The organism is Cupriavidus sp. 10L45 (genome assembly GCF_056395225.1).
In genome coordinates this window covers 1-24,188 of sequence record NZ_JBFTJC010000014.1, presented here as the reverse complement: position 1 = coordinate 24,188, position 24,188 = coordinate 1, and the positions used below count along the sequence as shown (strand labels likewise).

The following is a 24,188-nucleotide window of genomic DNA, read 5'->3' as shown; positions in this document are numbered from 1 at the left end:
GCGCCGGACCCTCCCGGCTGTCTGAAGCGGCCGGCACTGTCCGGCCGTTTTGCTTTCCGGCGCCTGCGCTGCGTTACCAAATTCCCTGAAAAATCAAAGAGATCGAGGAGACACCATGACGTTCCAGGCTTTGCTGCTGACCCAGGCCGATGGCAAGACGGCCGCCGCCGTCACCCAACTCGATGAATCCGCGCTGCCGGTGGACGGCAACGTGCTGGTGGCCGTCGACTATTCGACGATCAATTTCAAGGACGGCCTGGCAATCACGGGCCGCGCGCCGGTGGTGCGCAAGTGGCCGATGGTGGCGGGGATCGACGGCGCCGGCACGGTGCTCGATTCGAGCGACCCGCGCTGGCGCACCGGCGACCGCGTGGTGCTGAACGGCTTCGGCGTGGGCGAGACGCACTGGGGCTGCCTGGCGCAGCGCGCGCGGCTGCAGGGCGACTGGCTGGTGCGGCTGCCCGATGCGTTCACGTCGCGGCAGGCCATGGCGATCGGCACGGCCGGCTACACGGCCATGCTGTCGGTGCTGGCGCTGGAGCGCGGCGGCGCGCTTGGGCCCGTGAAGCCCGGCGATGGCGAGGTGCTGGTCACGGGCGCCTCGGGCGGCGTGGGCTCGGTGGCCATCGCCATCCTGTCGAAGCTCGGCTATCGCGTGGTGGCTTCCACCGGCAAGACCGCCGAGGCGGATTTCCTGCGTGCGCTGGGCGCCGCCGACGTGATCGACCGGGCCGAACTGGGCGCGCCGGGCAAGCCGCTCCAGAAGGAGCGCTGGGCGGGCGTGGTGGATTCGGTCGGCTCGCACACGCTGGTCAACGCCTGCGCCCAGGTGCGCTACGGCGGCGTGGTCACGGCGTGCGGGCTGGCGCAGGGCATGGATTTCCCGGCCTCGGTGGCGCCGTTCATCCTGCGCGGCGTGACGCTGGCCGGCATCGATAGCGTGATGGCGCCGATGTCGCTGCGCGAAACCGCGTGGAAGCGGCTGGCGCGGGATCTGGCCCCGGACCGGCTCCAGGCCATCACGCGTGAGATCCGGCTGGGCGAGGCCATCGACGCCGCCAGCCAGATCATGGCGGGCGGCATGCGCGGCCGCGTGGTGGTCGATGTGAACGCCTGAGGGAACGTCCGAGGGAACGCCCACAAGACAAGTCCACGTTCGAAGGGAGACGGGGCGTGGCGCTACAATCACAACCATGACGCCGATCCGCTACGCCATCGCCCCGCTTCAGCCCGAAGCCCATCTGTTCGCCGTGACCGTGACGGTGGACGTCCCCGACCCCGCCGGCCAGGTCTTCACGCTGCCCGCGTGGATTCCCGGCAGCTACATGATCCGCGACTTCGCGCGCAACATCGTCCGCATTCGGGCCGATGCGGGCGGGGTGGCGGTGCCACTGACCAAGCTCGACAAGCAGAGCTGGCAAGCCGCACCGGTGGCTGCCGATGCCGGGCCGCTGGTCCTGCAATACGAGGTCTATGCCTGGGACCTGTCGGTGCGCAGCGCGCACCTCGACACCACCCACGGCTTCTTCAACGGCAGCTCCGTGTTCCTGCGCGTGGTGGGGCAGGACGACCAGCCGTGCACCGTCGATCTCCATGCGCCCGCCGGCGAGGCCTATGCCGACTGGCGCGTCGCCACGGCGCTGCCCGAGGCGCGCGGCCCCGGCGGCGCGCGCCGCTACGGCTTTGGGCGCTATCAGGCAGCCAACTACGACGAACTGATCGACCATCCGGTGGAGATGGGCACGTTCGCCATGGCCAGTTTCCGTGCCTGCGGCGCCCAGCACGACGTGGTGTTCACGGGCAAGGTGCCGAACCTGGACCTGCAACGCGTCTGCCGCGACCTGAAACAGATCTGCGAGGCCCAGATCCGGCTGTTCGAGCCGCGCTCGGCCCGCGCGCCGTTCCTGGACAGCAATCGCCGCTACGTCTTCATGACGATGGTGACCACTGACGGCTACGGCGGCTTGGAGCACCGCGCCAGCACGGCGCTGATGTGCGCGCGCGGCGACCTGCCGGTGCGCGGCAACGCCGAGACCAGCGAGGGCTATCGCACCTTCCTGGGGCTGTGCAGCCACGAGTACTTCCACACCTGGAACGTCAAGCGGATCAAGCCGGCGGCGTTCGTGCCGTACCAGCTCGCGCAGGAAACCTATACGCCGCTGCTGTGGCTGTTCGAAGGATTTACGAGCTACTACGACGATCTGATCCTGGCCCGGACGGGGCTGGTTTCGACCACCCAGTACGTCGAGATGCTGGCCAAGACCTGGAACGGCGTCTTGCGTGGCAACGGCCGCACCAAGCAGAGCGTGGCCGACAGCGCCTTCGATGCCTGGACGAAATACTATCGGCAGGACGAGAACGCGCCGAACGCCATCGTCAGCTATTACACCAAGGGTTCGCTGGTAGGGCTGGCGCTGGACCTGACCATCCGCGAGAAGACCGGCGGGCGGAAATCGCTCGATGACATCATGCGCGCGCTCTGGCAGCGCTACGGTCGCGACTTCTACGCGCCGGGCGCCACCCAGCGCGGCGTGACGGAAGCCGAGGTCCACGCGCTGTTCGATCAGGTGACCGGGCTGTGGCTCGGCACGCTGCTGCGGGCACTGACCGAGGGCACGGGCGAGATCAACCTGCCGCCGCTGTTCCGCGCCTTCGGCATCAAGGCCGAGAAGGTCGAGCCGGGTAAGCCGTCCGCCGGCGCGGCGCTGGGCATCAAGACCCGCAACGAGGAAGGCTGGGTGCGCGTGAGCCAGGTGCTCGACGGCGGGGCGGGACAGGCCGCCGGCGTCTCGGCGGGTGACCTGCTCGTGGCGCTGGACGGCCTGCGGCTGGCGCCCGGCCAGCTCGACAAGCAACTGGCGCGCTACCGGCCCGGCGACGCCGTGCAGCTCCACCTGTTCCGGCGCGATGAACTCCAGGTGCTGCCCGTCACCCTGGCGCGCGAGCCGGCCATGCAGTACAAAGTGAACGTGGAGCCCGGCAAGCATGCGGCCCGCACGCGCTGGCTGGGGCAGTAACCGGCCGATGACGGCGCCCGGGTCCTGACACCGGGCGCCAGTCGACAGTCGACAATCGCCCCCCGCTGCCCCAACGTCGCCATCGTCCGCCAGCCCAACATCGCCCCATGGAATACGCGCACGATCCTCGTACGTTTCTGTTCTCTCACTATATCTACCGTGGCCTGCGCTCGGCCACGGGGGTCATCGGCGCCACGCTGCTGGCCATGCAGGTCATGGACCTGCCCAGCGCCATGGTCGTGTCGATGGGCGCGCTCTGCACCAGCCTGATGGACCTGCCCAGCCCGCTGAACCACAAGTTCAACGAGATGCTGGCCAGCGTGCTGCTGTGTACCGCCGTGACCGCCGTGGTGGCGCTGGCCACGCCGTTCCCGCGCGTGCTGCCGTGGGTGCTGGTGCTGGTGACCTTCCTCGCCGGCATGATGACGGTCTATGGCAACAAGACCATGCCGTTGCAGTTTTCGGCATTGTTCGTCATGACGCTCACCGTCAACGAGGACTTCGTGCTCCAGAAGGCGTTCGTCCATGCCGGGCTGTTCGGGGCCGGGGCGGTGGCCTATATGGCCTATGCGATGGCGGTCAGCTGGGTCATGGAGCGGCGCACGCGCCAGCAGATACTGGCCGAGTCGCTGTACGAAATGTCTCACTACCTCGAGATCAAGGCAGGTTTCTACGATGCCGGCACCGACTACGAGGAACAGTTCAACCAGCTGGTGCGCCAGCAGATCGTGGTGGCCGAGCGCCAGCAGGCGGCGCGCGATCTGGTGCTGCGTGGCAACCGCACCAAGCGTGACGGCCTGCTGGTACGCGTGCACCTGCGGATGCTCGATCTCTACGAGTACATCCTTTCCACCAACACCGACTATCCCTTGCTGCGCCAGACCTTCGGTGGCACGCCGGCGCTGGACGCGATACGGCGGCTGGTACGTGGGCTGGGCAAGGATCTCGAGGAAATCGCCTACGACGTCACACGCGGCAAGCCTTCGTACAGCGCCCATGACTACGGCCCCGACCTGCGCGCCGTGACGACGGAAATCGAACAATTACGACATCACCACGTGTCGGCGGCGGCCATGACGGCGGTCGCGGAGACGATTGAGATGATTCGCGGTGCAATCACGCTGGTCGGCCAGTTGCACGAGGCGTCCCGCACACCGGTGGAGCCGGCCAAGGTGATGCCGGGGTCGGACATGACACCGTTCCTGACCCGCCAGAAGTACGAGCTGGGCGTGATCCTGGACAACCTGCGCTGGCGCTCGCCGGCGTTTCGCTACTCGCTGCGCATCACGATGGCGGTGGCGGTGGGGCTCTGGCTGGGCGACCGGCTGCCGTATGCGTCGCACAGCTATTGGATTCTTCTCACGATTGTCGTAATCCTGAAGCCGAATTACAGCCTGACCAAGCAGCGCTACAACGACCGGCTGATCGGCACGCTGATTGGTTGCCTGATCAGCGTGGTGGTGCTGCGCGTGGTGACGGAGCCGCTGGCGCTGCTGGCGGTGCTCTACGTGGCACTGGTGGCCAGTTCGGCGTTTTCCACCATCAAGTACCGCTACACGGCCATCGCCGCCTGCGTGCAGGTGCTGATCCAGATCAACCTGCTGATGCCGGGCAGCCAGACCGTAGTGGGCGAGCGGCTGATCGATACGGTGATCGGCGGCGTGATCGCGTCCATCTTCAGCTTTGTGCTGCCGAGCTGGGAGTACCGGGCGATTCCCAAGCTGGTGGAGAACGTGCTTCAGGCCAACCGGCGTTATATCGCCGCCACGCGCGACCTGCTGCTGCGCCGCGCCCAGGACGACTTTGCCTACCGCGTACAGCGCAAGCAGTTCATGGACAACCTGTCGGCGCTGATCGCCTCGTTCCAGCGCATGCTCGACGAACCGCGCAGCCGGCACCGCGCCGTGGACAACCTGAGCCGCTTCATCAATCAGAACTATCTGGTGGCGGCGCATGTGGCGGCGGCGCGCATCCAGGTGCGCCAGCACTACGAGGAACTGGACGTGCCGGCGGCCGAGGCGGCCATCGAGCAGGCCACGGAAGCCGCCACGCGCAGCCTGACGCTGGCCAGCGAACGGCTGGCGGGCGAGGAGCGGCACGGGCCGCGCGGCGCTGGCTTTATCCGCACGCCGACGGAAACTGCCGTCGCCGGGGTGGGCCTGCCGCCGCACGAACTGGTCGCAGGGGCCGCCGCCGATGACGACGAAGCCAGCGAGCGCCGCGCACGGATCGCCGATTCGGCGGATCGGCGCAAGGCGGACGTGCTGGTCCAGGCCGCCGCGGCGGGCGAGATCGGCGCGGACGAGCGCGATGCCGCCGCGCAACCTGCCGAGTCGGGCGCGAGTTCGACCGGCCGCGCCGCCAACGCGGTGCTGGAGCGCCGCCTGCGCGCGCTGCGCGAAGACGCCGCCAAGATCGCGCTGCGCACCGGCGCGATTGGCCGGTCGATGGCGGAGAAGGATTGAAAGAACCGTGCGACTGGATGCGCCGACCCTCTCCCCCGGCCCCTCTCCCGCAAGCGGGCGAGGGGAGACCACAGGCAGCGGCTGAAGGGTAATGGTTTGCTCCCCTCTCCCTCCGGGAGAGGGGCTGGGGGAGAGGGCAGGCGCCCGCAGCACCTCAAACGGAGAATCACCGATGACAGCCATTCATGAAACCTGGCATCTCATCGCCCATGGCCGCGTGCAGGGCGTGGGCTATCGCGCGGCCTGCGCGGACCGCGCCGTGGCGCTGGGGCTGGTGGGATGGGTGCGCAACCGGACCGATGGCACGGTCGAGGTGATCGCGCAGGGGCCGCGCGACCCGCTTGAGGCGCTGCGGACGTGGATGGCGGCGGGCCCGCCGGCCGCGCAGGTGTCGAAGGTGGAGATGACCCCGGCGGACGACGAAGGGCCCTTCAGCGGGTTCCGCTGGCTGCCGACTGCTTAAATATTAGACAGCGCTTAGTCGGCCTTCAGCCAATCAATCGGCGCCCGGCCATGCCGTTCCAGCCAGTCATTGGCCTGCCGGAAATGCCCGCAACCCAGGAATCCGCGATGCGCGGACAGCGGCGACGGATGCGGCGCCTCCAGGACGCAATGCGTGTGCGCGGTCTGCCCATCGAGCAGTGCCCGCTTGGCCTGCGCATGGCTGCCCCATAGCAGGAACACGAGATTGGGCTGCGACGCCGCCAGCGCGTGGATCAGGCAATCGGTCACCGCCTCCCAGCCGCGCTTGGCGTGGCTGGCCGCCTGGCCTTGCTCCACGGTTAGCACGGTGTTCAGCAGCAGCACGCCCTGACGCGCCCAGCCCTCCAGATTGCCGGAGGCGCGCGTGGGCTCGGCGCCATACTCGGCACCGATTTCCTTGAAGATATTGCGAAGGCTCGGCGGCACCTTGACGCCCTCGGGCACCGAGAACGCCAGCCCGTGCGCCTGCGGAATCTCCGCGCCACCGACCACGCCGGTGCCGTGATACGGGTCCTGCCCCAGGATCACGACCTTGACGGCATCGGGCGGGGTCAGGTGCAGCGCGTGGAAGACCGCGTGCGGAAACACCGGCTTGCCGGCGGCGCGCTCGCCATCGACAAAGCGCGCCAACTCGTCCCACGCGGCATGGCCGAGGCACGGCGCGAGCAGGGTGCGCCACGCGGCGGGCAGCGCATCGACCTGGGTTTGCAAAGGGGCGATGGCAGGAGGCTCGGCGGCCACGGGTGCAGCAAAGAAGTCGGCTTGCATGCGGGGAGGGGAGAGAGTCAGGAGAGTTCGCCGCCCGTCAGGCGATAGCCGCGCGCGGCCTTGCTCAGATCGGACGGGGTGAGCGGCGCCACATGGGACAGCCGCGCGGCGAACGCACGCAGCGCGGCTTCGGCAAGCTGGCTGTCGTCGGCCCCGCCGTTGTCATCGCCCGGCAGCCATTCGAGTTCGAGTTCCTGGATGGTCTCGACCTGGGCCTGCCCCGGCGCGGTGATCTTGCCAGTATCGAGCGCGGCTTCGATGCGCGCGCCGTCCTGCATGACGATCCATGTGCGGCGGACGAAATCGGTGCGGAATACCGGCGCCAGATGGTCGGCCAGCGGCGCCAGCACGGCGCGCGCCTCGTCGGGGAAGCGGGACAGCTCGATGGCCTCGCCGGCCACGTCGCACTCCCACTCGTTGCGCGAGGCCATCCCGCCCTGGCTGCTGCCGGCAGTCTTCAGCGTCTGGAGCCACTGGCTGCCCTTCTGGTCGCCCTTTTGGCGCAGTCGGAGCGCGGCACGCTGGCGGGCGAGGTCGCGCGCGGGCGTGTCCAGGTAGACGTTGAGCAACGTGGTTTCGCCGCGCGCCTCGCCGTTGGCATCGAGCCACGCGGCCACGGCCGCCAGCGCGGCGTCTGGCACGGCCAGCTTCAGTTCGATTTCACGCGGCATGGCAGCGATCCGTCGTTATGCGAACAGCCGTGCCAGTTCCACGCCCGGATCCGGCGCGCGCATGAACGCCTCGCCCACCAGGAACGCGTTGACGTTGGCGTCGCGCATCCGCTTCACATCGGCCGGGCCGAGGATGCCGGACTCCGTGACCACCAGCCGCTCCGGCGGCATCGACGGCAGCAGGTCCAGCGTGTTGTCCAGCGAGACCTCGAAGGTGCGCAGATTGCGGTTGTTCACGCCGACCAGCGGGGTCTTGAGGCGCAGCGCGTGGTCCAGTTCGTCGGCGCCGTGCACTTCCACAAGCACGTCCATGCCCAGTTCCAGCGCGCAGGCTTCCAGTTCGGCCATCAGGCCCGGGTCCAGCGCGGCCACGATCAGCAGGATGCAGTCGGCGCCCCAGGTACGGGCCTCGTAGACCTGATACAGGTCGACCATGAAGTCCTTGCGCAGCGCCGGCAGCGGGCAGGCCCCGCGCGCGCGCTTCAGGAAATCGGCATGGCCCTGGAAGAAGTTCACATCGGTCAGCACGGACAGGCAGGCCGCGCCGTGGCTGGCGTAGCTCTCGGCAATGGCCTCGGGCACGAAATGCTCGCGCAGCACGCCCTTGGACGGCGACGCCTTCTTGACCTCGGCAATCACGCCCGCGTGGCCCGTCGCGATCTTCTCGCGCAGGGACCGCTCGAAGCCGCGCGGCGCCAGGCCGGGCTCGGTGCGCAGGGCCTCGGCCTCGGCGCGCAGGCTGGGCAGGTCGCGCTTCTTGCGCGCGGCGGCCACTTCGTCGGCCTTCACGGCCAGGATTTTTTGCAGGATGTCGGACATGGCGGATTACTTGAATTGCTGCGTGGCACGCACGAACTGGTCGAGCTTCTCGCGGGCGGCGCCGCTGGCGATGGCCTTGCGGGCGCGTTCGATGCCGTCCTCGATCGAGCTGGCCACGTTGGCTGCGTAGAGCGCGGTGCCGGCGTTCAGCGTGACGATCTCGCGCGGCGTACCCGGCACATCGGTCAGCGCTTCGAGCAGCATCTCCTTCGATTCCACGGCATCGGCCACCTTCAGGCCCCGGTTGGAGATCATCGACAGGCCGAAGTCCTCCGGGTGAATCTCATACTCGCGCACCTCGCCATCCTTGAGTTCGCCCACCAGCGTGGCGGCGCCGAGCGAGACCTCGTCCATGCCGTCCTTGCCGTACACGACGATGGCGTGCTTGGCGCCCAGGCGCTGCATCACGCGCACCTGAATGCCAACGAGGTCCGGGTGGAACACGCCCATCAGGATATTGGGGGCGTCGGCCGGGTTGGTCAGCGGGCCGAGGATGTTGAAGATGGTGCGCACGCCCATCTCCTTGCGGATCGGGGCGACGTTCTTCATGGCCGGATGGTGCGTCGGCGCGAACATGAAGCCGATGCCGGTCTGCTCGATGCACTGGCCGACCTGCTCCGGCGTGAGCATGATGTTCACGCCCAGCGCCTCCAGCACATCGGCGCTGCCCGACTTGGACGACACGCCCCGGTTGCCGTGCTTGGCGATCTTCGCGCCGGCGGCTGCCGCCACGAACATCGACGCCGTGGAGATGTTGAACGTATGCGACCCATCGCCGCCCGTTCCCACGATATCGACGAAATTGTCGCGGTCCGTCACCGGCACCTTGTTGGCGAACTCGCGCATCACCTGCGCCGCCGCCGAGATCTCGCCGATGGTTTCCTTCTTGACGCGCAGCCCGGTCAGGATGGCGGCCGCCATCACCGGGGAGATCTGCGCCTGCATGATCTGCCGCATCAGGTGCAGCATCTCGTCATGGAAGATCTCGCGGTGTTCGATGCAGCGCGTCAGCGCTTCCTGCGGCGTGATGGACATGGCGGATTCTTGAATAGGGTCGGGGGCGGGGGCGAACGTTGCGGGATCGAGCCGCCTCATCGCGGCACCTTCAGGAAGTTGGCCAGCAGCGCATGGCCGTGTTCGGACAGGATCGATTCCGGGTGGAACTGCACGCCTTCCACGGCCAGCGTCTTGTGGCGCACGCCCATGATCTCGCCGTCCGGCGTCCACGCGGTCACTTCCAGGCAATCGGGCAGGGTCTCCCGCTCGATCGCCAGCGAATGATAGCGCGTGATGTCGAAGTGCCGGGGCAGGCCGGCGAACACGCCTTCCTGGGTGGTTTCGATGGTGCTGACCTTGCCATGCATCACCTGCTTGGCGCGAATCACTTTTCCGCCAAATGCCTCGCCGATGGCCTGGTGGCCGAGGCACACGCCCAGCAGCGGGATCTTGCCCGCGAAGTGTTGCAGCACGGCCACCGAGATGCCGGCTTCCTTCGGGCTGCACGGGCCGGGCGACACGCAGATGCGCTCCGGGTTGAGCGCCTCGATCTCCTCGAGGGTGATCTCGTCGTTGCGGTAGGTCCGCACATCGGCGCCGAGTTCGCCGAAGTACTGCACCAGGTTGTAGGTAAACGAGTCGTAATTGTCGATCATCAGCAGCATGGTCGTTTCTCCAGTTCCTGGGGTCAGAGGTCGGCGTCCAGGCCGTCCTGGACTTGCTCGGCGGCGCGGATCACGGCGCGCGCCTTCGCCTCGGTTTCCCTCCATTCGGCCTCGGGGTCCGAGTCCGCGACAATGCCGGCGGCAGCCTGCACATAGAGATTGCCGTCCTTGATGATGCCGGTGCGGATGGCGATGGCGAGGTCCATTTCGCCGCCGAACGACAGGTAGCCCACCGCGCCGCCATAGATGCCGCGCTTGCGGGGCTCCAGTTCGTCGATGATTTCCATCGCCCGCACCTTGGGCGCGCCGGACAGCGTGCCGGCCGGGAAGGTGGCACGCAAAACGTCCAGATTGCTCATGCCCTCGCGCAGCGTGCCTTCCACCGAGCTGACGATGTGCTGCACGTGCGAGTACTTCTCGATGACCATCTTGTCGGTCACCTTGACCGTGCCGGTTTCGGCAATGCGCCCGATGTCGTTGCGCGCCAGGTCGATCAGCATCACGTGCTCGGCAATCTCCTTCGGATCGTTGAGCAGTTCGGTGGCGAGCTGGGCGTCACGCTCGGGCGTGCTGCCGCGCGGGCGCGTGCCGGCCAGCGGGCGGATCGTCACGATGTGCTTGCTGTCGGCATCGCCGTTCGTGCCCATCTTGCGGGTTTCCTGGCGCACCAGGATCTCCGGCGAGGCGCCCACCACCTGGAAATCGCCGAAATTGTAGAAATACATATAGGGCGACGGGTTCAGCGAGCGCAGCGCGCGGTACAGCGACAGCGGCGAGTCGCGGTACGGCTTGACCAGCCGCTGGCCGATCTGCACCTGCATCATGTCGCCGGCCATGATGTATTCCTTGGCCTTGTGCACGGCGGCGATGTAGTCCGCCTTGGCGAATTCGCGGTAGACCTCGGACTGCACGGACGGGCTGGTCACCGGCACGTCCACCGGCTGGCGCAGCTTCATGCGCAGTTCGCGCAGGCGCTGGCGGGCGCGCGGGTAGGCTTCGGGGGTGGTCGGGTCGGCGTAGACAATCAGGTACAGCTTGCCGGACAGGTTGTCGATGACCGCCAGTTCCTCGCACAGCAGCAGCTGGATGTCGGGCAGGTCGAGATCGTCCGGCTTCTGCCTGTCGGCGAGCTTTTTCTCGATATAGCGCACCGCGTCGTAGCCGAAGTAGCCGGCCAGGCCGCCGCAGAAGCGCGGCAGGCCGGGGCGCATGGCCACCTTGAAGCGGCTCTCGAACGTGGCGATGAAGTCGAGCGGATTGCCCTCATGGGTCTCGACGACCTTGCCGTCGGTGACCACCTCGGCGCGCTGGCCGTAGGCGCGCAGCAGCGTACGGGCATGCAGGCCGATAAACGAATAGCGGCCGAAGCGCTCACCGCCCACCACCGATTCCAGCAGGAAGGTGTTCACGCCGCGCGTTTGCGACTGAGCCAGCTTCAGATAGAGCGAGAGCGGCGTCTCCAGGTCGGCCAGCGCCTCGGCGATGATCGGAATACGGTTGTAGCCCTGGTCGGCCAGCGATTTGAATTCCAGTTCGGTCATGTCGATCCTCTTCTTGCGGCACCCGCGTATCGGATGTGGGGCGCGGCACCGCTTGTGTCGGCAGGGGAGGGCTGGCGCAACGCTGGCAACCCGCCCCGGGGGCGGACCGTGGTGCGAAGGGCTTGCACGAAGGCGCACAAGCGCGCACACGGCCGGGCGTGGCGTGCGGCGCGTTCTTGAGCTAACCGTAGCACATGCGGCTACGGCGCTGGCGGAGGGATCTGGGGATCGGCGCGGGGGCCGGCCTGGTGTGGCGGGGCCGGGTCCGGCGGAACCGGAACTCGTCGGGGGCGGCTGGCCGCGTGAAGCAGCTTGGTCCGGCCCGGCAAGTCCGTCAGGTGACTCGCGAACGCACTTTACGCCTGTTCAGAGGCGCGCCAGCGACGCCAGGGCCAGGCCTGCCGATCACTGCCAGAAAAGATGCGTTTGCGGTTGAGAAACATGGAGTTTTCAGCGTGGTACCCGCTGTGCGCGCTGTGCGGTAACAAGCGCTGCGGCGCGGGCAATGTCGGGGACTATACCATCGGCGTCAACGCCTTGTACAGGGTTCCCATGGTTGTAGCCATATGGCACCAACAGCACACCCATGCCGGCCGCGCGGGCCGCCTGCGCGTCGTTTTCGGAGTCGCCGATGGCCAGCACGGCGGCCGGATCGAGGCGGAATGCCTCGGCCACCCTGAGCAGCGGGAACGGATCGGGCTTGCGCAGCGCGAAGGCGTCGCCGCCGTAGACCAGTTCGAAAAACGGCGCCAGGCCGGTCTTGGCCAGCAGCGGTTCGGTGAAATTCCAGGGCTTGTTGGTCACGCAGGCCAGCCGCAACCCGGCCGCCTTCAGCGCCGCCAGCCCCTCGCGCACATTGGGGTAGAGCGCCGAGAACTGGCCGTTGATGCGCACGTACTCGCGGTCATAGAGCGCGTAGGCCTCGGCGAACAGCCCGTTGGCGTGCAGCGGCGAGAAGCGCGCGTCCAGCACCCGGCGGATCAGGTTTTCCGAGCCCTTGCCGACGAAGCTGACGATCTCCTGGGTGGACATCGGCGCCACCGGCCCCAGGTGCGGATGCAGGTGCGCCAACGCCAGCAGCATCGCGTTGACGGAGGCGTGGAAGTCGCCCGCCGTATCGACCATGGTGCCGTCCAGATCGACGATCACCGCCTCGATGCCGCTCCAGTCCGTGCGGCGCAGGATTTCAAGACCCATCTGTCCGGCCCGCCCGCTCAACGGCCAGCCGTGGCCAGCGCGTCGCGCAGCTGGCCGAGGACGCCGCGGTAGCCGCCATCGGCGTCCGGCTTGCTGAACACGGCGGAGCCGGCCACGAAGGTGTCCGCGCCGGCCGCGGCGATCTCGGCGATGTTGTCCACCTTCACGCCGCCGTCCACTTCCAGCAGGATCTGCCGGCCGGTGCGGGCCGTGTAGGCGTCGATGCGGGCGCGTACGGCGCGCAGCTTGTTCAGCGTCTCGGGAATGAACGACTGGCCGCCGAAGCCCGGGTTGACGGACATCAGCAGGATCACGTCCAGGCGGTCCATCACGTGGTCCAGGTGGTGCAGCGGCGTGGCCGGGTTGAACACCAGGCCGGCCTGGCAGCCGTGGTCGCGGATCAGGGCCAGCGAACGGTCGATGTGATCGCTCGCCTCCGGGTGGAAGGTGATGATATTGGCGCCCGCCTTGGCGAAGTCCGGGATGATGCGGTCTACCGGGCGCACCATCAGGTGCACGTCGATCGGGGCGGTCACGTGCGGGCGGATGGCCTCGCAGACCAACGGGCCCACGGTCAGGTTCGGCACGTAGTGGTTGTCCATCACGTCGAAATGGATCCAGTCGGCGCCGGCTTCGGTGACGCGGCGCACTTCCTCGCCCAGGCGGGCGAAGTCGGCGGACAGGATGGACGGGGCGATGCGGTAGGTGGGCGTGCTCATGGTGTGGGGCGGTGCGGGCGGGGCGGGTGGCCCGGCCGGCATCCGGATCGTCGGCATGGGAATGGCGCGTATTTTACGCCGGACCGGGCCCCTGGCGCCGGCGTCGCCCAGAATCCCGCCCAACCACGCCCAAAATCCGCCCGCTTGCCCCTGCCGGGGCCTTGCCGCACAATGCGGACACCCGACCGTGGCGCCTGGCGCCGCAGGCCGCCCCGATCCTCCATCCGATCCGTCGATCCCGGTCGACGCATGAGCCAGCAATGAGCGAGTACGCTTTTTCCGTGGCGGTACGCACCCAGTACCTGCCCGACCAGTCGGACCCCGATCGCGGACGTTTCGCGTTCGCGTACACCATCACCATCCACAACACCGGCGAAGTGGCCGCGCAGCTGATTTCGCGCCACTGGACCATCACGGACAGCGACAACGCCGCGCAGGAAGTGGCCGGCCTCGGCGTGGTGGGCCATCAGCCGCTGCTCAAGCCGGGCGAGCACTTCGAATACACGAGCTGGGCGACGATTTCCACCCCGGTGGGGTCGATGAAGGGCCTGTACTTCTGCGTGGCCGAGGATGGCCATCGCTTCGAGGTGCCGATTCCCGAGTTCGCGCTGGTGCTGCCGCGCATGCTCCACTAAGACTGGCGGGAACTCAGGCGGCGGGCGGCGGGTCTGCGTCCTTCGGTGCCTCGGCGGTCCGGGATGGATGATCCTTGGGCGCGCGGCTCGGGCGCGGATGCTTGCGCGCCGTGCCCATGGTCCAGACCACGATGAAGATCAGCAGCAACAGCGCCACGCCGGCTTCGGCCGCGAGCAGCAGGGTGGGATGGTCTTCGAAGAACTGGCTCATCGGGATCAGGATCGGGATCGAGGCGTGGATCGGTCAGACAGGTACGAGATTGTAGGACATGCGTGCCGCCGTGCAGCGCGCGCACGGTGCTAACAACGAAGACGATGGCATATCAGGAATCCTTTGGGGCGGTATCTCCGTGCAACCGGCCGGCAACGGGCGGGAAATCGGTGACATCCATGGCTGGATGGCGCACGTGGCTGGCGCTGGCCGGGGCAGCCGTGCTGCTGGCCGGCTGCATGAGCGGCCCGCCGCCGCGCGTGGAAGGCCCGGGCGGCACGCCCGGCACCCCGACGCCGCCGCCCTCCGCCAACGCCGGCCGGCTGCAGCCGGCGAGCTGGGCCGAGATCGGCGGCTGGAGCCAGGACGACGTGCGCGCCGCCTGGCCCGCGCTGCAGGCCAGCTGCCAGGCCCTGAAGAAGCGCGCTGACTGGAACCGCGTCTGCGCGGTCGGCCTGATGGTGGATGCCGGCGACCTCGCCGCCATGCGCGAGTACTTCGAGACCCATTTCCAGCCGTTCCGCGTGATCAATGGCGACGGCACCGATAGCGGCCTGATCACCGGCTATTACGAGCCGATCCTGCACGGATCGCGCACGCGCCAGGGCACCTTCCAGATTCCGCTGTACCGCCGTCCGCCGCAACTGGGCAAGGGCGCGCTGCCGGCCCGGGCCGAACTGCTGCGCAACCCGGCGCTGCGCGGCAACGAGGTGGTGTGGGTGGACGACGCCGTGGAAGCCGCCTTCCTCCAGATTCAGGGTTCGGGCCGTATCCGGCTGCCCGATGGCTCGGTGATGCGCGTCGGCTTCGGTGGCACCAACGACCAGCCGTTCCGGTCCTTCGGCAAATGGCTGCTCGACCGGGGCGAGATCACGTCCGCGCAGGCCACGATGCAGGGCATCAAGGCGTGGGCGCGCGCCAATCCGGCCCGCGTGGAGGAGATGCTCAACGTGAATCCGCGCTACGTCTTCTTCCGCGAACTCCCCGCGAACAACGACGGTCCGGTCGGCGCGCTGGGCGTGCCGCTGACGGCCGAGCGGTCGATTGCCGTCGATCCGGCCACGATTCCGCTGGGCGTGCCGGTGTTCCTCTCGACCACCCGGCCGCTCTCGACCGAACCGATCCAGCGCCTGATGTTCGCGCAGGACACCGGCTCGGCCATCAAGGGCGGCGTGCGGGCCGACTTCTTCTGGGGTGCCGGCGACGCCGCCGGCGAGACGGCCGGCCGCATGAAGCAGGGCGGCCGGATGTGGGTGCTGATGCCGCGCAGCTAAGCGGCAGCCTTCCACTTCGGGCTAGCGCGGCCGTTGATCCACGATGCGCCGCGCCTTGCCCACCGACCGCTCCACGCCGCCTTCGGGCAGGATCTCGATGGCGGCGGTGACGCCGATATACGCCTTGATATCGTGGACCAGCCCCGACCGGGCGTGCTGCGCCCCCTCGGGCTCGGCGCCGTGGGCGCATTCCACGCGCACCGTCAGCGTATCCATCGACCCTTCCTTGCCCAGCACGCACTGGTAGTGCGGCGCCAGTTCGGCGTGCTTCAGGATCAATTCCTCGATCTGCGACGGGAACACGTTCACGCCACGCACGATCATCATGTCGTCGGTGCGGCCGGTGATCTTCTCCATCCGGCGGAACGCGGCGCGCGCCGTGCCCGGCAGCAGCCGCGTGAGGTCGCGCGTGCGGTAGCGGACCACCGGCATCGCCTCCTTGGTCAGCGAGGTGAAGACCAGTTCGCCGAACTCGCCATCGGGTAGCACTTCGCCGGTGTCCGGGTCGATGATCTCGGGGTAGAAGTGGTCCTCCCAGATCGTCGGGCCGTCCTTGGTCTCGGCGCATTCGTTGGCCACGCCGGGGCCCATCACCTCGGACAATCCGTAGATATCGACCGCCGAGATGCCCATGCGGCGCTCGATGGCCAGGCGCATCTCGGGCGTCCACGGCTCGGCGCCGAAGATGCCGATGCGCAGCGAGGTGCTGGCCGGGTCGATGCCCTGCCGCTCGAATTCATCGGCAATCGCCAGCATGTAGCTGGGCGTGACCATGATGATTTCGGGCTTGAAGTCCTGGATCAGTTGCACCTGGCGCTCGGTCTGGCCGCCGCCGAACGGGATTGCCGTCAGTCCGGCCTTTTCCACCCCGTAGTGCGCGCCCAGCCCGCCCGTGAACAGGCCGTAGCCGTAGCTGACGTGGACCTTGTCGCCGCGCCGCGCGCCCGAGGCGCGGATCGAGCGCGCCATGACCGTGGCCCAGGTATCGATATCGCGCAGTGTGTAGCCGACCACCGTGGGCTTGCCCGTAGTGCCGGAGGACGCGTGGATGCGCGCGATCTGGTCCTGCGGCACGGCGAACATGCCGAACGGGTAGTGGTCGCGCAGGTCCTGCTTGGTGGTGAACGGAAAGCGCGCCAGGTCCGCCAGCGACTGGATCTGGTCCGGATGGACCCCGGCGGCGTCGAACTTGCGCCGATAGACCGGCGAATGGTCGTAGGCATGGCGCACGGACCATTTCAGGCGATCGAGCTGCAGGGCCTGGAGGTCTTGCCGGCTGGCGGTCTCGATGGGCTCCAGCGGCAGGTCGGTGAGGCGCGCGCTCATGTCGGCTCCACCACGTGGCCCTTGATCTGGGCGGACTTGCCCCGGAACATCGCCACCGGCTCGCCGGCCTGGTTGGACACGCGGATGTCGTAGACGCCGTGGCGGCCGGACAGCACCTGCTCCTGGGCCTCGGCCGTCAGCACGTCGCCGCCGTGCACCGGGCGCAGGAACTCGATCGAACAGCCGGCGGCCACGGTGTTGATGTTGTGGCTGTTGCAGGCGAACGCGAAGCTGGAATCGGCGAGCGTGAACATCAGCCCGCCATGGCAGATGCCGTGGCCGTTGAGAAATTCGGGCCGCACCGGCATCGAGAGCCGGGCGTACCCGGGGCGCACGGCTTCCACGACGATGCCGAGCCAGCGGCTGCACGCATCGGCCTCATACATGGCGGCGGCGGCCGCTTCGGCGAGGGCCTGGGGGTCTTGGGGCAAGCGGGTCTCCTCGGGCTGTCTATATATATAGGGGGCGATGTTGGGCAGCGGGCTATCGGCCGGTGAAGTGCGGGGCGCGTTTCGCCAGGAAGGCGTTCACGCCTTCCGTGTAGTCGTGCGACTGGCCGAGGTCGCGCTGGAGGTCGCGTTCGAGGTCGAGCTGGGTGTCGAGCGTGTTCGTGGCGCTGGCGTACATCGCCCGCTTGATCGCCGCCAGCGCGCGGGTGGGCTGGGCGGCGAGGTGGGTGGACAGCGCCATCGCCTGTTCGGCCAGCAGGGGGTCGTCCATGACTTCCCAGACCAGGCCCCATTTCTCGGCCTCTTCGGCGCTGAGTCGGTCGCCGGTCATCGCCAGCCCCATCGCGCGGCCCATGCCGAGCCGCTTGGGCAGCAGCCAGGTGCCCCCGGAGTCCGGCACCAGGCCGATCTTCACGAAGGCCTGGATGAAGCAGGCCGAGCGGGCCGCCAGCACCATGTCGCAGGCCAGCGCGAGGTTGGCGCCAGCGCCGGCTGCCGTGCCATTGACGGCCGCCACCACGGGCAGCGGGAGCGCCTGGAGGCGGCGGATGAGCGGGTTGAACCAGGTGTCGATCAGTTCGCCGAGGTCGGTGCTGTGGCCGGGCGTGAAATCGAGATCGGCAAGATCCTGGCCGGCGCAGAAACCGCGTCCGGCACCGGTCAGCAGCAGGGCGCGGGCGCCGCCGGCTTCCACGTGGTCGAGCGCGGCGACCAGCGCCTCGTGCATCTGGTGCGTGAAGCTGTTGAGCTTGTCGGGGCGGTTCAGCGTGACCACGGCCACGTCGCCCTGCCAGCGCAGCAGGATCGGGCCGGCGTCGAGCGTCGCCCGGGCCGTGGCCGACGATGAGGATGGGGGCATGGTTGTCTCCTGCGCCATATTGTTCTCCGGGTCGGTGAGTGGATCTGACGCCACGATGCGCGCCCGGCCATTGTAGACAGCCATCGCGCGCAATTAAATAAACCGACCAGTCGGTCGGCAAATAATAGTAGGCCTGCGGATTGGGCGCAAGATGGGGTTACGCGCAGCCGCCTCGATCAGGCCGACTGCCATCCCCTCGCAGATTTGACAATTCTTGCCCTTCGACTACGGTTAGCGCGTGAGCTAGCGCTTTCATCACCTCTGCGAGGCCCGTATGCGCAAATGGAATCCATGGCTGGCCGTCCTGATGGCGGCGCTGGTATTACCCGTGGTGCCCGCCACGGCCTCGGCCACCGAGCAGGCCCAGCAACGCCGCGAAGGGCGCGACGTGCGCCAGGACACCCGTCAGGGATCGCGGGAGACGAAGCAGGATTGCCGCGCCAACGACCAGAAGAGCAATCCGCAGTGCCGGCAGGACAAGCGCCAGACCAAGCAGCAAGGCCGGGAGACCGCGCGCGACATCAAGTATTAATAGGCGGATCTCTGGATCTAGCGCGCCGGTTTCGCCAGTTCCTCGTCGATATAGCGCAGCAGCGCCTCTGACAGCGCCTCGCGCGGGTAGGCGTTCTGCGTGACGAACAGCGCGGCGACGGTGGTGCGCGTGCGGGCGATTGGCACGGCGAGTGCCCAATGGTCCGCATTGACGTAGGCCAGCAGCGTGCTGCCCGGAATCACCTGATCGTAGAACAGCATCTGGCTGTCATTGCGGGGATCGATCTGCGCCAGCTTCTCATGGCTCGACGTCAGGATCGACGAAATACGCCCCGGCTGGGGAAACGTCACCAGTGAGTAGTAGCGCGGCCCCGCCGGCAACGGATGTGCCGCCAGCCAGGCCTTGCGGACGGCCGGCCGCAGGCTCATCACGCCGCCGCCATCGCCGGGCTGGCAGGTGGAGCCGGGGAAGTGCTGGAGCAGGTCCGCCTGATATTGCTCGGCATCGTTGGCGAGCGGCGAGCCGCCCACCGCGCCCGCCGCGCTGACCACCGCCGCCACGCGGCCGAGGATCTCCGGGTAGTTGACCAGGGCCTCGAGGATGTCCGGCGCGCCCTTCGAATAGCCGATCAGTACGAGTCGCGGCCCAGCGGGGTCGAGCGGCGTGGCCATGACCGCGTCGCGGATCTGGCGCGCGTTGTAGGCCGAACTGGACAGCGCATCGACCGACAGCATCGCCCCGTCATAGCCGAACTCGCGCAGGTGCTTGCCCACGGCATCGGGCGGATTCAGCCACGGCGCGAAGCAATTGAAGCCGATGCCGGGCACGACCATCGCCACCAGTGGCCGGCGCGCAGGGCCGAGGTCGGCCGGCTTGCCGGTGCCGGACGGCTCCGTGCCGACGCGCGTCAGGGCTTCCTCGCAGGGGCGATAGTCGGGCACGGTCTGCTGGCGGGTCTGCAGGATCGCGCAGAAGATCTCGCGGAAGCGCGCCCGCCCATCGCCCACGCCGGCGGCGGCGGCGGGCAGCAGGACCAGCGGCGGGGTCTCGGTGGAGTAGGGCACCAGCGGCTTCGAGGCGCAGCCCGCCAGGGCCAACGCCAACGCCAGTACCAACGCCAGTACCAACGCCAGGCTACTCGCTCGCATGGGACTCCCCTTCGACGATCGGCTCCCAGTCCAGGATGTCGATGTCCGACAGGCTCAGCGGGCGGAGCACGAAGAACATCACCGCCCGCCGCCCGTCGGTGTGGTAGTGGGCGCCGCTGAAGGTGGCCCGCTCCTGCGCCAGCGGCACCGGCGTGGGGCCCCGGACGAAGGCCAGCTTCTCCAGGCCCTCCGAATACATGCAGTCCTGGACCATCAGGTTGCGCGCCTCATCGACATCCCCATGCATCAGCTGCGCGACATCGGCCGCCGCGAAGCGCCCCCCCACCGGGCGGCCAACCTGCAGCAGGTACACCGGCCGCCCCTGATAGCTGATGGGCGCCAGCCAGACGCGGATCCACGTGGCCGGCGCCCCCGCCTGCGCCTGCTTGCGCAGCACCGCGTCCGGAATCCGGCCGAACACGCGCTGGGCGTTGTCGAAGTCCTGCTGGTTGCGCCGATAGTTGCGGCGGATCATGGCCGCGCTGAAATCCGCCACGGCGCCGACGACGATGCCGTTCAGCGGCTCGCCCACGCCCTGCCCGGCGGCGTCCGTCGCACAGCAGGGCAGGCGCTCCAGCGCGGCGCGCAGGCTGCCGAGGTCGGGATAGTCCGTCACGGCGGCGGGCGGATAGGCGAACAGCTTGCGCGAGAAGTCCGGGTGGCTGGCATCGTCCGGCACGCTCAGGAACAGCGTGAAGGCGATCAGGGTTTGATCGCCGAGCAGGTCGACATTCAGCAGCTTGGTGCCGCGCGACGGATTGGTGAACACCACGCCGGAGCGGGTGGCGCCGGCCGGGATCGGATTGCGGAAGCCCTGCCGGTTGAACCACTCGTCCAGCCGCGCGTTGGACTTGCGGTCGAACCAGCTATGCACGGACCACGCCACTTCGAGCGGCGAGAAGTAGTCCGGATCGGTGCCGGTGCGGAGCAGGATCATCGACCGCTCGGAGGCGTTCTCCACCTCGATCCATACCGGCTGGACCCCCGTGCCCCGGATGTCGATGCCGAACATCCGGTCGGTGTCGGCCTGGCTCAGCACGGCGGCGCGGAGCGTGATGCCCTGCTTGGACGTGGTCTCCGCGCGGGCGCGCAGCGCGGTCACCGCGTCTGTGGTTGGCGGCTGCCAGGTGGAGCAGCCGGCCAGCAGCCAGGCGAGGAACGTCATCGGGAAGAGCGCGGGCAGCCAGCGCAGGGAGAATCGCCGCAGGGTCATCGGCCGATCCCCGGGGTGGCCCGGCGCTGGGCGTCGTGGTCCTGCCAGCGGAAGAACTGGATGCTGTCCAGCGACACGGGCCGGCGGTCGAACACCATCACCAGGCGGTCCCCATCGGTGTAGTACGGGTCCGTGGTCAGGTTCTGGCGCGGCTGCTCGGGCGGGGCGGCGCCGACGCCCGAGGCGTAACCGATCATCACCAGGCTTTGCGAATACGCCATGTCCTCGGCCAGCGCGGTGCGGGCTTCATCGACATCCGGGTCGATCTTGTGCGTGGTCAGCGTGGGCGAGTGGATGGTCAGGCGGCTGCCGATGTCGCGGCTGATCTGGCCGACCCAGACCGGCTTGCCGCGATAGCGCAGGGGGCTGAGCCAGAGCCGCAGGTGGTTGCGCTGGTGGATGGTGTCGCGCGCCTTCTGCAGCGCGAGGTCCTGCGGGCGGCCGAACAGGTAGAGATCGCTGACGGGCGCGTTGAGGTAGCGCTCGCCTGAGAGTGCCGATGAGACAACTCGCATGATGGCGCCCGACCATTTGGTCTCCGTCGGCCGCCAGCCGCGGCGCACGAGGGCCGGGAAGGCATCGTCCAGCCCGCCAACGATCACCAGGTTGAGCGGATCGGCGGGCTTGCTGCCGCCCTCGTTGGTGGCACAGCAGGGCAGGGCCTCGAGCGCCGCGCGGAAGGCGTCGTCATCGTCGTAGTCCCGAATCTGGTCGGGCGGATAGACCTCGCGGCGGAAGACGGCGCTGGTCTGGTAATCGCCGCGAAAGCCCGGCACGACGGTGAAGATCGAGAAGGCGTGGGCGTGGTCCTTGGCGACGAGGTCGAGCTGGATCAGCTTGACGCCTTCCTCGAGGTGGGTCAGGACCATGCCCGAACGGGTTTGGCCGGGGAGTACCGGGTTGCGGAAGGCGAGGCGGCCAAATCGCTCGGCGGCCTCGCGCCGCGCTTCGCGGGAGGCATCGGCGGCAAAGATATCGGCGGCTTCGGAGCTGGGGAAGAAGCTGGGGTCCAGTCCTACGTACATGAGCCAGATCGGGCGATCTGTCTCATTGTCGATCTCGACCCAGACCGGCTGCATGCCCCGCTTCGCCAGCGGCACCCCGTAGAGCGCTTCGCTCTCCGTCGCGGACAGGACCGAGACGGACACGTTGACGCCGCCATCCGAACGTGACCGCATGCGGTCCCGGTAGCCGGCGCCGGACTCGGGCGCCGGGCCGGCGCAACCGGTCACGAGCACGGCCATGCCGATGGTCGCCGCCACCCAGGCGGCCAGTCCGGCCCGCGAATGCCCGGGCGACATGGCGGCGCACGCGCAGGGCGACTCAGTTCAGGTCTTCATCCTTGTAATACTTGGTGCCCTTGGCCGTCAGTTCGACGGCCAGCCCGCTGTCCGTGATCTGGTAGACCCAGATCCCCGGCGCGACGGCCACCGCGCCCTGGAAGGCGCTGCCGCTGTCACCGGTTTTCGCGGCGGCGGTCGCTTGCCCCCCAATCGTCCAGCCAGAGTTGATGAATTCGTTCAGCGCCTTGTCGTTCTCGAACACCCAGACCATCTGGAATTTCTTCACGCCGATGCCCAACCCGGCCTGCAACTCGACCATCTTCATATAGACCATGGACTTGGTCTTGTTGTTGACGGCGATGCCTTCCCCCTTGCCGCTCCCCGCCAGCAGGATCTTCATGCCGAAGTTACTGAACGCGGCGTAGCCGGCGGCGGACTCGACCTGCTTGCGCGCCGCCGGCTGCGCCTTGTAAAGCGCATTCAGGGCATTTTGCGCAGCCTTGCGTACTTCAGCCTGCTCTTCCGCCTTGCTCGCGCCAAAGGCGAGGCCGGGGAAGGCGATCAGGGGGATTAAGGAGAATGTGGCCGTGCGACGATTCATGATGGCTCCCTTCTCCGCATCGACGGGGTCGAATGCGGATGCTGGCAAAGCATCTGGGATGCCGCTCGGCGCAATAGGAGGTGCGGCGCTTTTTGTAAGTGTTACCGCAAAATCGTGGGTTCAGATTAGGCGACGGTATGGCGCCGCGCAAGCGTCGCGCCGGTCTTCCCGCTTGACCGCCACGCCGCCCGCGCGCCAGTATCGTGGGCTGGCAGCAGACCTAATCCCATTGATAGAGAGAGAGGAGCAGACATGTCGTACGAGAACATCCTGGTGGATACGCGCGGGCGCGTTGGCCTGGTGACGCTGAACCGCCCCAAGGCGTTGAATGCGCTGAACGACGCGCTGATGGACGAACTCGGTGCCGCGCTGACCGCATTCGACCAGGACGAGGCGATCGGCTGCATCGTCATTACTGGCAGCGAGCGCGCCTTCGCGGCGGGTGCCGATATCGGGATGATGGCGAAGTATTCGTTTATCGACGTCTACAAGGGCGATTACATCACCCGGAATTGGGAAACCATCCGGCGCATCCGCAAGCCCGTGATTGCCGCGGTGGCCGGTTACGCGCTGGGTGGCGGCTGCGAGCTGGCGATGATGTGCGACATCATCCTCGCGGCGGATAGCGCGAAGTTCGGCCAGCCCGAGGTCAAGCTCGGCACCATGCCCGGCGCCGGCGGCACCCAGCGCCTGCCGCGCGCGGTCTCCAAGGCCAAGGCGATGGATTTGTGCCTGACGGCCCGCATGATGGACGCGGCGGAGGCGGAACGTGCCGGGCTGGTATCGCGCGTGGTGCCCGCCGACAAGTTGCTCGAGGAAGCCTTCGCCGCGGCGGACGCCATCGCGAGCTATTCGCTGCCCGTGGTCATGATGATCAAGGAATCCGTGAACGCCGCCTATGAGACGACACTGAATGAAGGCGTCCACTTCGAGCGCCGGCTGTTCCATGCCACCTTCGCCACGGCAGACCAGAAGGAAGGCATGGCCGCGTTTGTGGAGAAACGCGCACCTGATTTCAAGCATCGTTGAGTACTGACTAGGGAATACCCGAGGCCAGTTGAGGGGTATTATCCCGCGGCAAAAATATTCTGCGGAGTGGAATTTCCTTATCGATCAAGGGTTTGTCTGGATAATGCGCGCTTGTCACGCACGGTGGCATGACAAGCGTGTTGCAAAGCCTTGGAAACGGGCCTACTATTCGTCCCCTCGCAACACAAACCGCGCTGCAAACGCAGCAGCGACAAGGGTTGCGGGGTTGATGGGGTGGTCGGGCTGAGGAGTTTTCCAGCGCTGACCGCAGCGAAAAAAACTTCGCTGACCTGTTGACGAAACGCAGGTTGTTCTTCATAATTAAT

The 24,188-nt window shown here is 67.8% G+C and carries 25 protein-coding genes; 8 read left to right on the top strand and 17 right to left on the bottom strand.

The window, feature by feature from the left end; all coding sequences use genetic code 11:
* The first annotated feature begins 115 nt into the window (after positions 1-115).
* From acuI to AC1DFU_RS22660, 4 genes are all read left to right on the top strand, one after another.
* Positions 116-1,117, top strand: a complete 1,002-nt coding sequence (gene acuI / locus AC1DFU_RS22675) for an acrylyl-CoA reductase (NADPH) (RefSeq protein ID WP_441593365.1) — start codon at positions 116-118, stop codon at positions 1,115-1,117.
* Between the two features lie 76 nt (positions 1,118-1,193).
* Positions 1,194-3,017, top strand: a complete 1,824-nt coding sequence (locus AC1DFU_RS22670; protein ID WP_441593364.1) for a M61 family metallopeptidase — start codon at positions 1,194-1,196, stop codon at positions 3,015-3,017.
* A 107-nt stretch (positions 3,018-3,124) separates the two neighbouring features.
* Positions 3,125-5,482, top strand: a complete 2,358-nt coding sequence (locus AC1DFU_RS22665; protein ID WP_092299049.1) for an FUSC family protein — start codon at positions 3,125-3,127, stop codon at positions 5,480-5,482.
* A gap of 172 nt (positions 5,483-5,654) precedes the next feature.
* Positions 5,655-5,945 (top strand): acylphosphatase, encoded by a 291-nt coding sequence (locus tag AC1DFU_RS22660; protein WP_092299047.1) that lies wholly within the window; start codon positions 5,655-5,657, stop codon positions 5,943-5,945.
* 14 nt (positions 5,946-5,959) lie between these two features.
* On the opposite strand, the gene AC1DFU_RS22655 is transcribed toward AC1DFU_RS22660, so the two are convergent.
* The 8 genes from AC1DFU_RS22655 to rpe form a co-directional block, all read right to left on the bottom strand.
* Positions 5,960-6,733 (bottom strand): uracil-DNA glycosylase, encoded by a 774-nt coding sequence (locus tag AC1DFU_RS22655; protein ID WP_441593361.1) that lies wholly within the window; start codon positions 6,731-6,733, stop codon positions 5,960-5,962.
* Between the two features lie 17 nt (positions 6,734-6,750).
* Complete coding sequence (locus tag AC1DFU_RS22650; protein WP_092299043.1) at positions 6,751-7,404, bottom strand: CYTH domain-containing protein; 654 nt, start codon at positions 7,402-7,404, stop codon at positions 6,751-6,753.
* 15 nt (positions 7,405-7,419) lie between these two features.
* Entirely contained in the window at positions 7,420-8,223 is an 804-nt protein-coding gene (gene trpC / locus AC1DFU_RS22645; RefSeq protein ID WP_441593359.1) for an indole-3-glycerol phosphate synthase TrpC, read from the bottom strand.
* A gap of 6 nt (positions 8,224-8,229) precedes the next feature.
* On the bottom strand, positions 8,230-9,258 hold the full coding sequence (gene trpD, locus AC1DFU_RS22640) for an anthranilate phosphoribosyltransferase (RefSeq protein ID WP_092299037.1): 1,029 nt from the start codon (positions 9,256-9,258) through the stop codon (positions 8,230-8,232).
* A 56-nt stretch (positions 9,259-9,314) separates the two neighbouring features.
* The gene (locus AC1DFU_RS22635; protein ID WP_441593356.1) at positions 9,315-9,884 is read right to left on the bottom strand and encodes an aminodeoxychorismate/anthranilate synthase component II; all 570 of its coding nucleotides are present in this window, start codon (positions 9,882-9,884) and stop codon (positions 9,315-9,317) included.
* Positions 9,885-9,907: 23 nt separating this feature from the next.
* Positions 9,908-11,425, bottom strand: a complete 1,518-nt coding sequence (gene trpE / locus AC1DFU_RS22630; RefSeq protein WP_092299031.1) for an anthranilate synthase component I — start codon at positions 11,423-11,425, stop codon at positions 9,908-9,910.
* Positions 11,426-11,875: 450 nt separating this feature from the next.
* Positions 11,876-12,622 carry a phosphoglycolate phosphatase gene (gene gph / locus AC1DFU_RS22625; protein ID WP_092299029.1) on the bottom strand — a complete coding sequence of 249 codons (747 nt, stop codon included), beginning with the start codon at positions 12,620-12,622 and terminating at the stop codon, positions 11,876-11,878.
* 17 nt (positions 12,623-12,639) lie between these two features.
* Positions 12,640-13,341 carry a ribulose-phosphate 3-epimerase gene (gene rpe / locus AC1DFU_RS22620; protein ID WP_092299461.1) on the bottom strand — a complete coding sequence of 234 codons (702 nt, stop codon included), beginning with the start codon at positions 13,339-13,341 and terminating at the stop codon, positions 12,640-12,642.
* A gap of 260 nt (positions 13,342-13,601) precedes the next feature.
* On the opposite strand from rpe, the gene apaG reads away from it, so the two are divergent.
* Positions 13,602-13,976, top strand: a complete 375-nt coding sequence (apaG, locus tag AC1DFU_RS22615; protein WP_092299026.1) for a Co2+/Mg2+ efflux protein ApaG — start codon at positions 13,602-13,604, stop codon at positions 13,974-13,976.
* A gap of 13 nt (positions 13,977-13,989) precedes the next feature.
* Here apaG and AC1DFU_RS22610 read toward each other — a convergent pair whose 3' ends face one another.
* Positions 13,990-14,187 (bottom strand): hypothetical protein, encoded by a 198-nt coding sequence (locus AC1DFU_RS22610; RefSeq protein ID WP_092299023.1) that lies wholly within the window; start codon positions 14,185-14,187, stop codon positions 13,990-13,992.
* A 179-nt stretch (positions 14,188-14,366) separates the two neighbouring features.
* On the opposite strand from AC1DFU_RS22610, the gene mltA reads away from it, so the two are divergent.
* Positions 14,367-15,461 (top strand): murein transglycosylase A, encoded by a 1,095-nt coding sequence (gene mltA, locus AC1DFU_RS22605; protein WP_255370934.1) that lies wholly within the window; start codon positions 14,367-14,369, stop codon positions 15,459-15,461.
* A 21-nt stretch (positions 15,462-15,482) separates the two neighbouring features.
* Here mltA and paaK read toward each other — a convergent pair whose 3' ends face one another.
* The 3 genes from paaK to paaG are packed head-to-tail and all read right to left on the bottom strand — an operon-like array spanning position 15,483 to position 18,095.
* Positions 15,483-16,787: a phenylacetate--CoA ligase PaaK gene (gene paaK / locus AC1DFU_RS22600; RefSeq protein WP_441593353.1), complete on the bottom strand. Its 1,305-nt coding sequence runs from the start codon at positions 16,785-16,787 to the stop codon at positions 15,483-15,485.
* Positions 16,784-17,218, bottom strand: coding sequence for a hydroxyphenylacetyl-CoA thioesterase PaaI (paaI, locus tag AC1DFU_RS22595; protein ID WP_441593351.1), 435 nt, complete (start codon positions 17,216-17,218; stop codon positions 16,784-16,786). Before paaI ends, paaK begins: the two co-directional genes overlap by 4 nt.
* A 52-nt stretch (positions 17,219-17,270) precedes the next feature.
* Entirely contained in the window at positions 17,271-18,095 is an 825-nt protein-coding gene (gene paaG, locus AC1DFU_RS22590) for a 2-(1,2-epoxy-1,2-dihydrophenyl)acetyl-CoA isomerase PaaG (protein ID WP_441593349.1), read from the bottom strand.
* Positions 18,096-18,402: 307 nt separating this feature from the next.
* On the opposite strand from paaG, the gene AC1DFU_RS22585 reads away from it, so the two are divergent.
* Positions 18,403-18,627 (top strand): hypothetical protein, encoded by a 225-nt coding sequence (locus AC1DFU_RS22585; RefSeq protein ID WP_255370941.1) that lies wholly within the window; start codon positions 18,403-18,405, stop codon positions 18,625-18,627.
* A gap of 17 nt (positions 18,628-18,644) precedes the next feature.
* Here the strand turns inward: AC1DFU_RS22585 and AC1DFU_RS22580 are convergent, their stop codons facing one another.
* Genes AC1DFU_RS22580 through AC1DFU_RS22565 form a run of 4 tightly spaced genes read right to left on the bottom strand, consistent with a single transcriptional unit; the run spans position 18,645 to position 22,833 of the window.
* Positions 18,645-19,736: a lipase family protein gene (locus AC1DFU_RS22580; protein WP_441593347.1), complete on the bottom strand. Its 1,092-nt coding sequence runs from the start codon at positions 19,734-19,736 to the stop codon at positions 18,645-18,647.
* Positions 19,723-20,949 carry an LssY C-terminal domain-containing protein gene (locus tag AC1DFU_RS22575; protein WP_441593345.1) on the bottom strand — a complete coding sequence of 409 codons (1,227 nt, stop codon included), beginning with the start codon at positions 20,947-20,949 and terminating at the stop codon, positions 19,723-19,725. The genes AC1DFU_RS22580 and AC1DFU_RS22575 overlap by 14 nt, the downstream gene beginning before the upstream one ends.
* Positions 20,946-22,250, bottom strand: coding sequence for an LssY C-terminal domain-containing protein (locus AC1DFU_RS22570; protein ID WP_177219984.1), 1,305 nt, complete (start codon positions 22,248-22,250; stop codon positions 20,946-20,948). The genes AC1DFU_RS22575 and AC1DFU_RS22570 overlap by 4 nt, the downstream gene beginning before the upstream one ends.
* A gap of 22 nt (positions 22,251-22,272) precedes the next feature.
* The gene (locus AC1DFU_RS22565) at positions 22,273-22,833 is read right to left on the bottom strand and encodes a lipid-binding SYLF domain-containing protein (protein ID WP_092299003.1); all 561 of its coding nucleotides are present in this window, start codon (positions 22,831-22,833) and stop codon (positions 22,273-22,275) included.
* Between the two features lie 252 nt (positions 22,834-23,085).
* On the opposite strand from AC1DFU_RS22565, the gene AC1DFU_RS22560 reads away from it, so the two are divergent.
* A complete protein-coding gene (locus AC1DFU_RS22560; RefSeq protein ID WP_441593343.1) occupies positions 23,086-23,862 on the top strand; it encodes an enoyl-CoA hydratase in 777 nt (258 codons plus the stop codon).
* Between the two features lie 77 nt (positions 23,863-23,939).
* On the opposite strand, the gene AC1DFU_RS22555 is transcribed toward AC1DFU_RS22560, so the two are convergent.
* On the bottom strand, positions 23,940-24,188 hold a 249-nt coding region (locus AC1DFU_RS22555), incomplete at its 5' end, for a hypothetical protein (protein ID WP_477159879.1).

Excerpts from the sequence above, each read along its gene's own strand:
- acuI (WP_441593365.1), top strand. The coding sequence starts at position 116 with ATGACGTTCCAGGCTTTGCTGCTGACCCAGGCCGATGGCAAGACGGCC.
- AC1DFU_RS22670 (WP_441593364.1), top strand. The coding sequence starts at position 1,194 with ATGACGCCGATCCGCTACGCCATCGCCCCGCTTCAGCCCGAAGCCCAT.
- AC1DFU_RS22665 (WP_092299049.1), top strand. The coding sequence starts at position 3,125 with ATGGAATACGCGCACGATCCTCGTACGTTTCTGTTCTCTCACTATATC.
- AC1DFU_RS22660 (WP_092299047.1), top strand. The coding sequence starts at position 5,655 with ATGACAGCCATTCATGAAACCTGGCATCTCATCGCCCATGGCCGCGTG.
- AC1DFU_RS22655 (WP_441593361.1), bottom strand. The coding sequence starts at position 6,733 with ATGCAAGCCGACTTCTTTGCTGCACCCGTGGCCGCCGAGCCTCCTGCC.
- AC1DFU_RS22650 (WP_092299043.1), bottom strand. The coding sequence starts at position 7,404 with ATGCCGCGTGAAATCGAACTGAAGCTGGCCGTGCCAGACGCCGCGCTG.
- trpC (WP_441593359.1), bottom strand. The coding sequence starts at position 8,223 with ATGTCCGACATCCTGCAAAAAATCCTGGCCGTGAAGGCCGACGAAGTG.
- trpD (WP_092299037.1), bottom strand. The coding sequence starts at position 9,258 with ATGTCCATCACGCCGCAGGAAGCGCTGACGCGCTGCATCGAACACCGC.
- AC1DFU_RS22635 (WP_441593356.1), bottom strand. The coding sequence starts at position 9,884 with ATGCTGCTGATGATCGACAATTACGACTCGTTTACCTACAACCTGGTG.
- trpE (WP_092299031.1), bottom strand. The coding sequence starts at position 11,425 with ATGACCGAACTGGAATTCAAATCGCTGGCCGACCAGGGCTACAACCGT.
- gph (WP_092299029.1), bottom strand. The coding sequence starts at position 12,622 with ATGGGTCTTGAAATCCTGCGCCGCACGGACTGGAGCGGCATCGAGGCG.
- rpe (WP_092299461.1), bottom strand. The coding sequence starts at position 13,341 with ATGAGCACGCCCACCTACCGCATCGCCCCGTCCATCCTGTCCGCCGAC.
- apaG (WP_092299026.1), top strand. The coding sequence starts at position 13,602 with ATGAGCGAGTACGCTTTTTCCGTGGCGGTACGCACCCAGTACCTGCCC.
- AC1DFU_RS22610 (WP_092299023.1), bottom strand. The coding sequence starts at position 14,187 with ATGAGCCAGTTCTTCGAAGACCATCCCACCCTGCTGCTCGCGGCCGAA.
- mltA (WP_255370934.1), top strand. The coding sequence starts at position 14,367 with ATGGCTGGATGGCGCACGTGGCTGGCGCTGGCCGGGGCAGCCGTGCTG.
- paaK (WP_441593353.1), bottom strand. The coding sequence starts at position 16,787 with ATGAGCGCGCGCCTCACCGACCTGCCGCTGGAGCCCATCGAGACCGCC.
- paaG (WP_441593349.1), bottom strand. The coding sequence starts at position 18,095 with ATGCCCCCATCCTCATCGTCGGCCACGGCCCGGGCGACGCTCGACGCC.
- AC1DFU_RS22585 (WP_255370941.1), top strand. The coding sequence starts at position 18,403 with ATGGCGGCGCTGGTATTACCCGTGGTGCCCGCCACGGCCTCGGCCACC.
- AC1DFU_RS22580 (WP_441593347.1), bottom strand. The coding sequence starts at position 19,736 with ATGCGAGCGAGTAGCCTGGCGTTGGTACTGGCGTTGGTACTGGCGTTG.
- AC1DFU_RS22575 (WP_441593345.1), bottom strand. The coding sequence starts at position 20,949 with ATGACCCTGCGGCGATTCTCCCTGCGCTGGCTGCCCGCGCTCTTCCCG.
- AC1DFU_RS22570 (WP_177219984.1), bottom strand. The coding sequence starts at position 22,250 with ATGTCGCCCGGGCATTCGCGGGCCGGACTGGCCGCCTGGGTGGCGGCG.
- AC1DFU_RS22565 (WP_092299003.1), bottom strand. The coding sequence starts at position 22,833 with ATGAATCGTCGCACGGCCACATTCTCCTTAATCCCCCTGATCGCCTTC.
- AC1DFU_RS22560 (WP_441593343.1), top strand. The coding sequence starts at position 23,086 with ATGTCGTACGAGAACATCCTGGTGGATACGCGCGGGCGCGTTGGCCTG.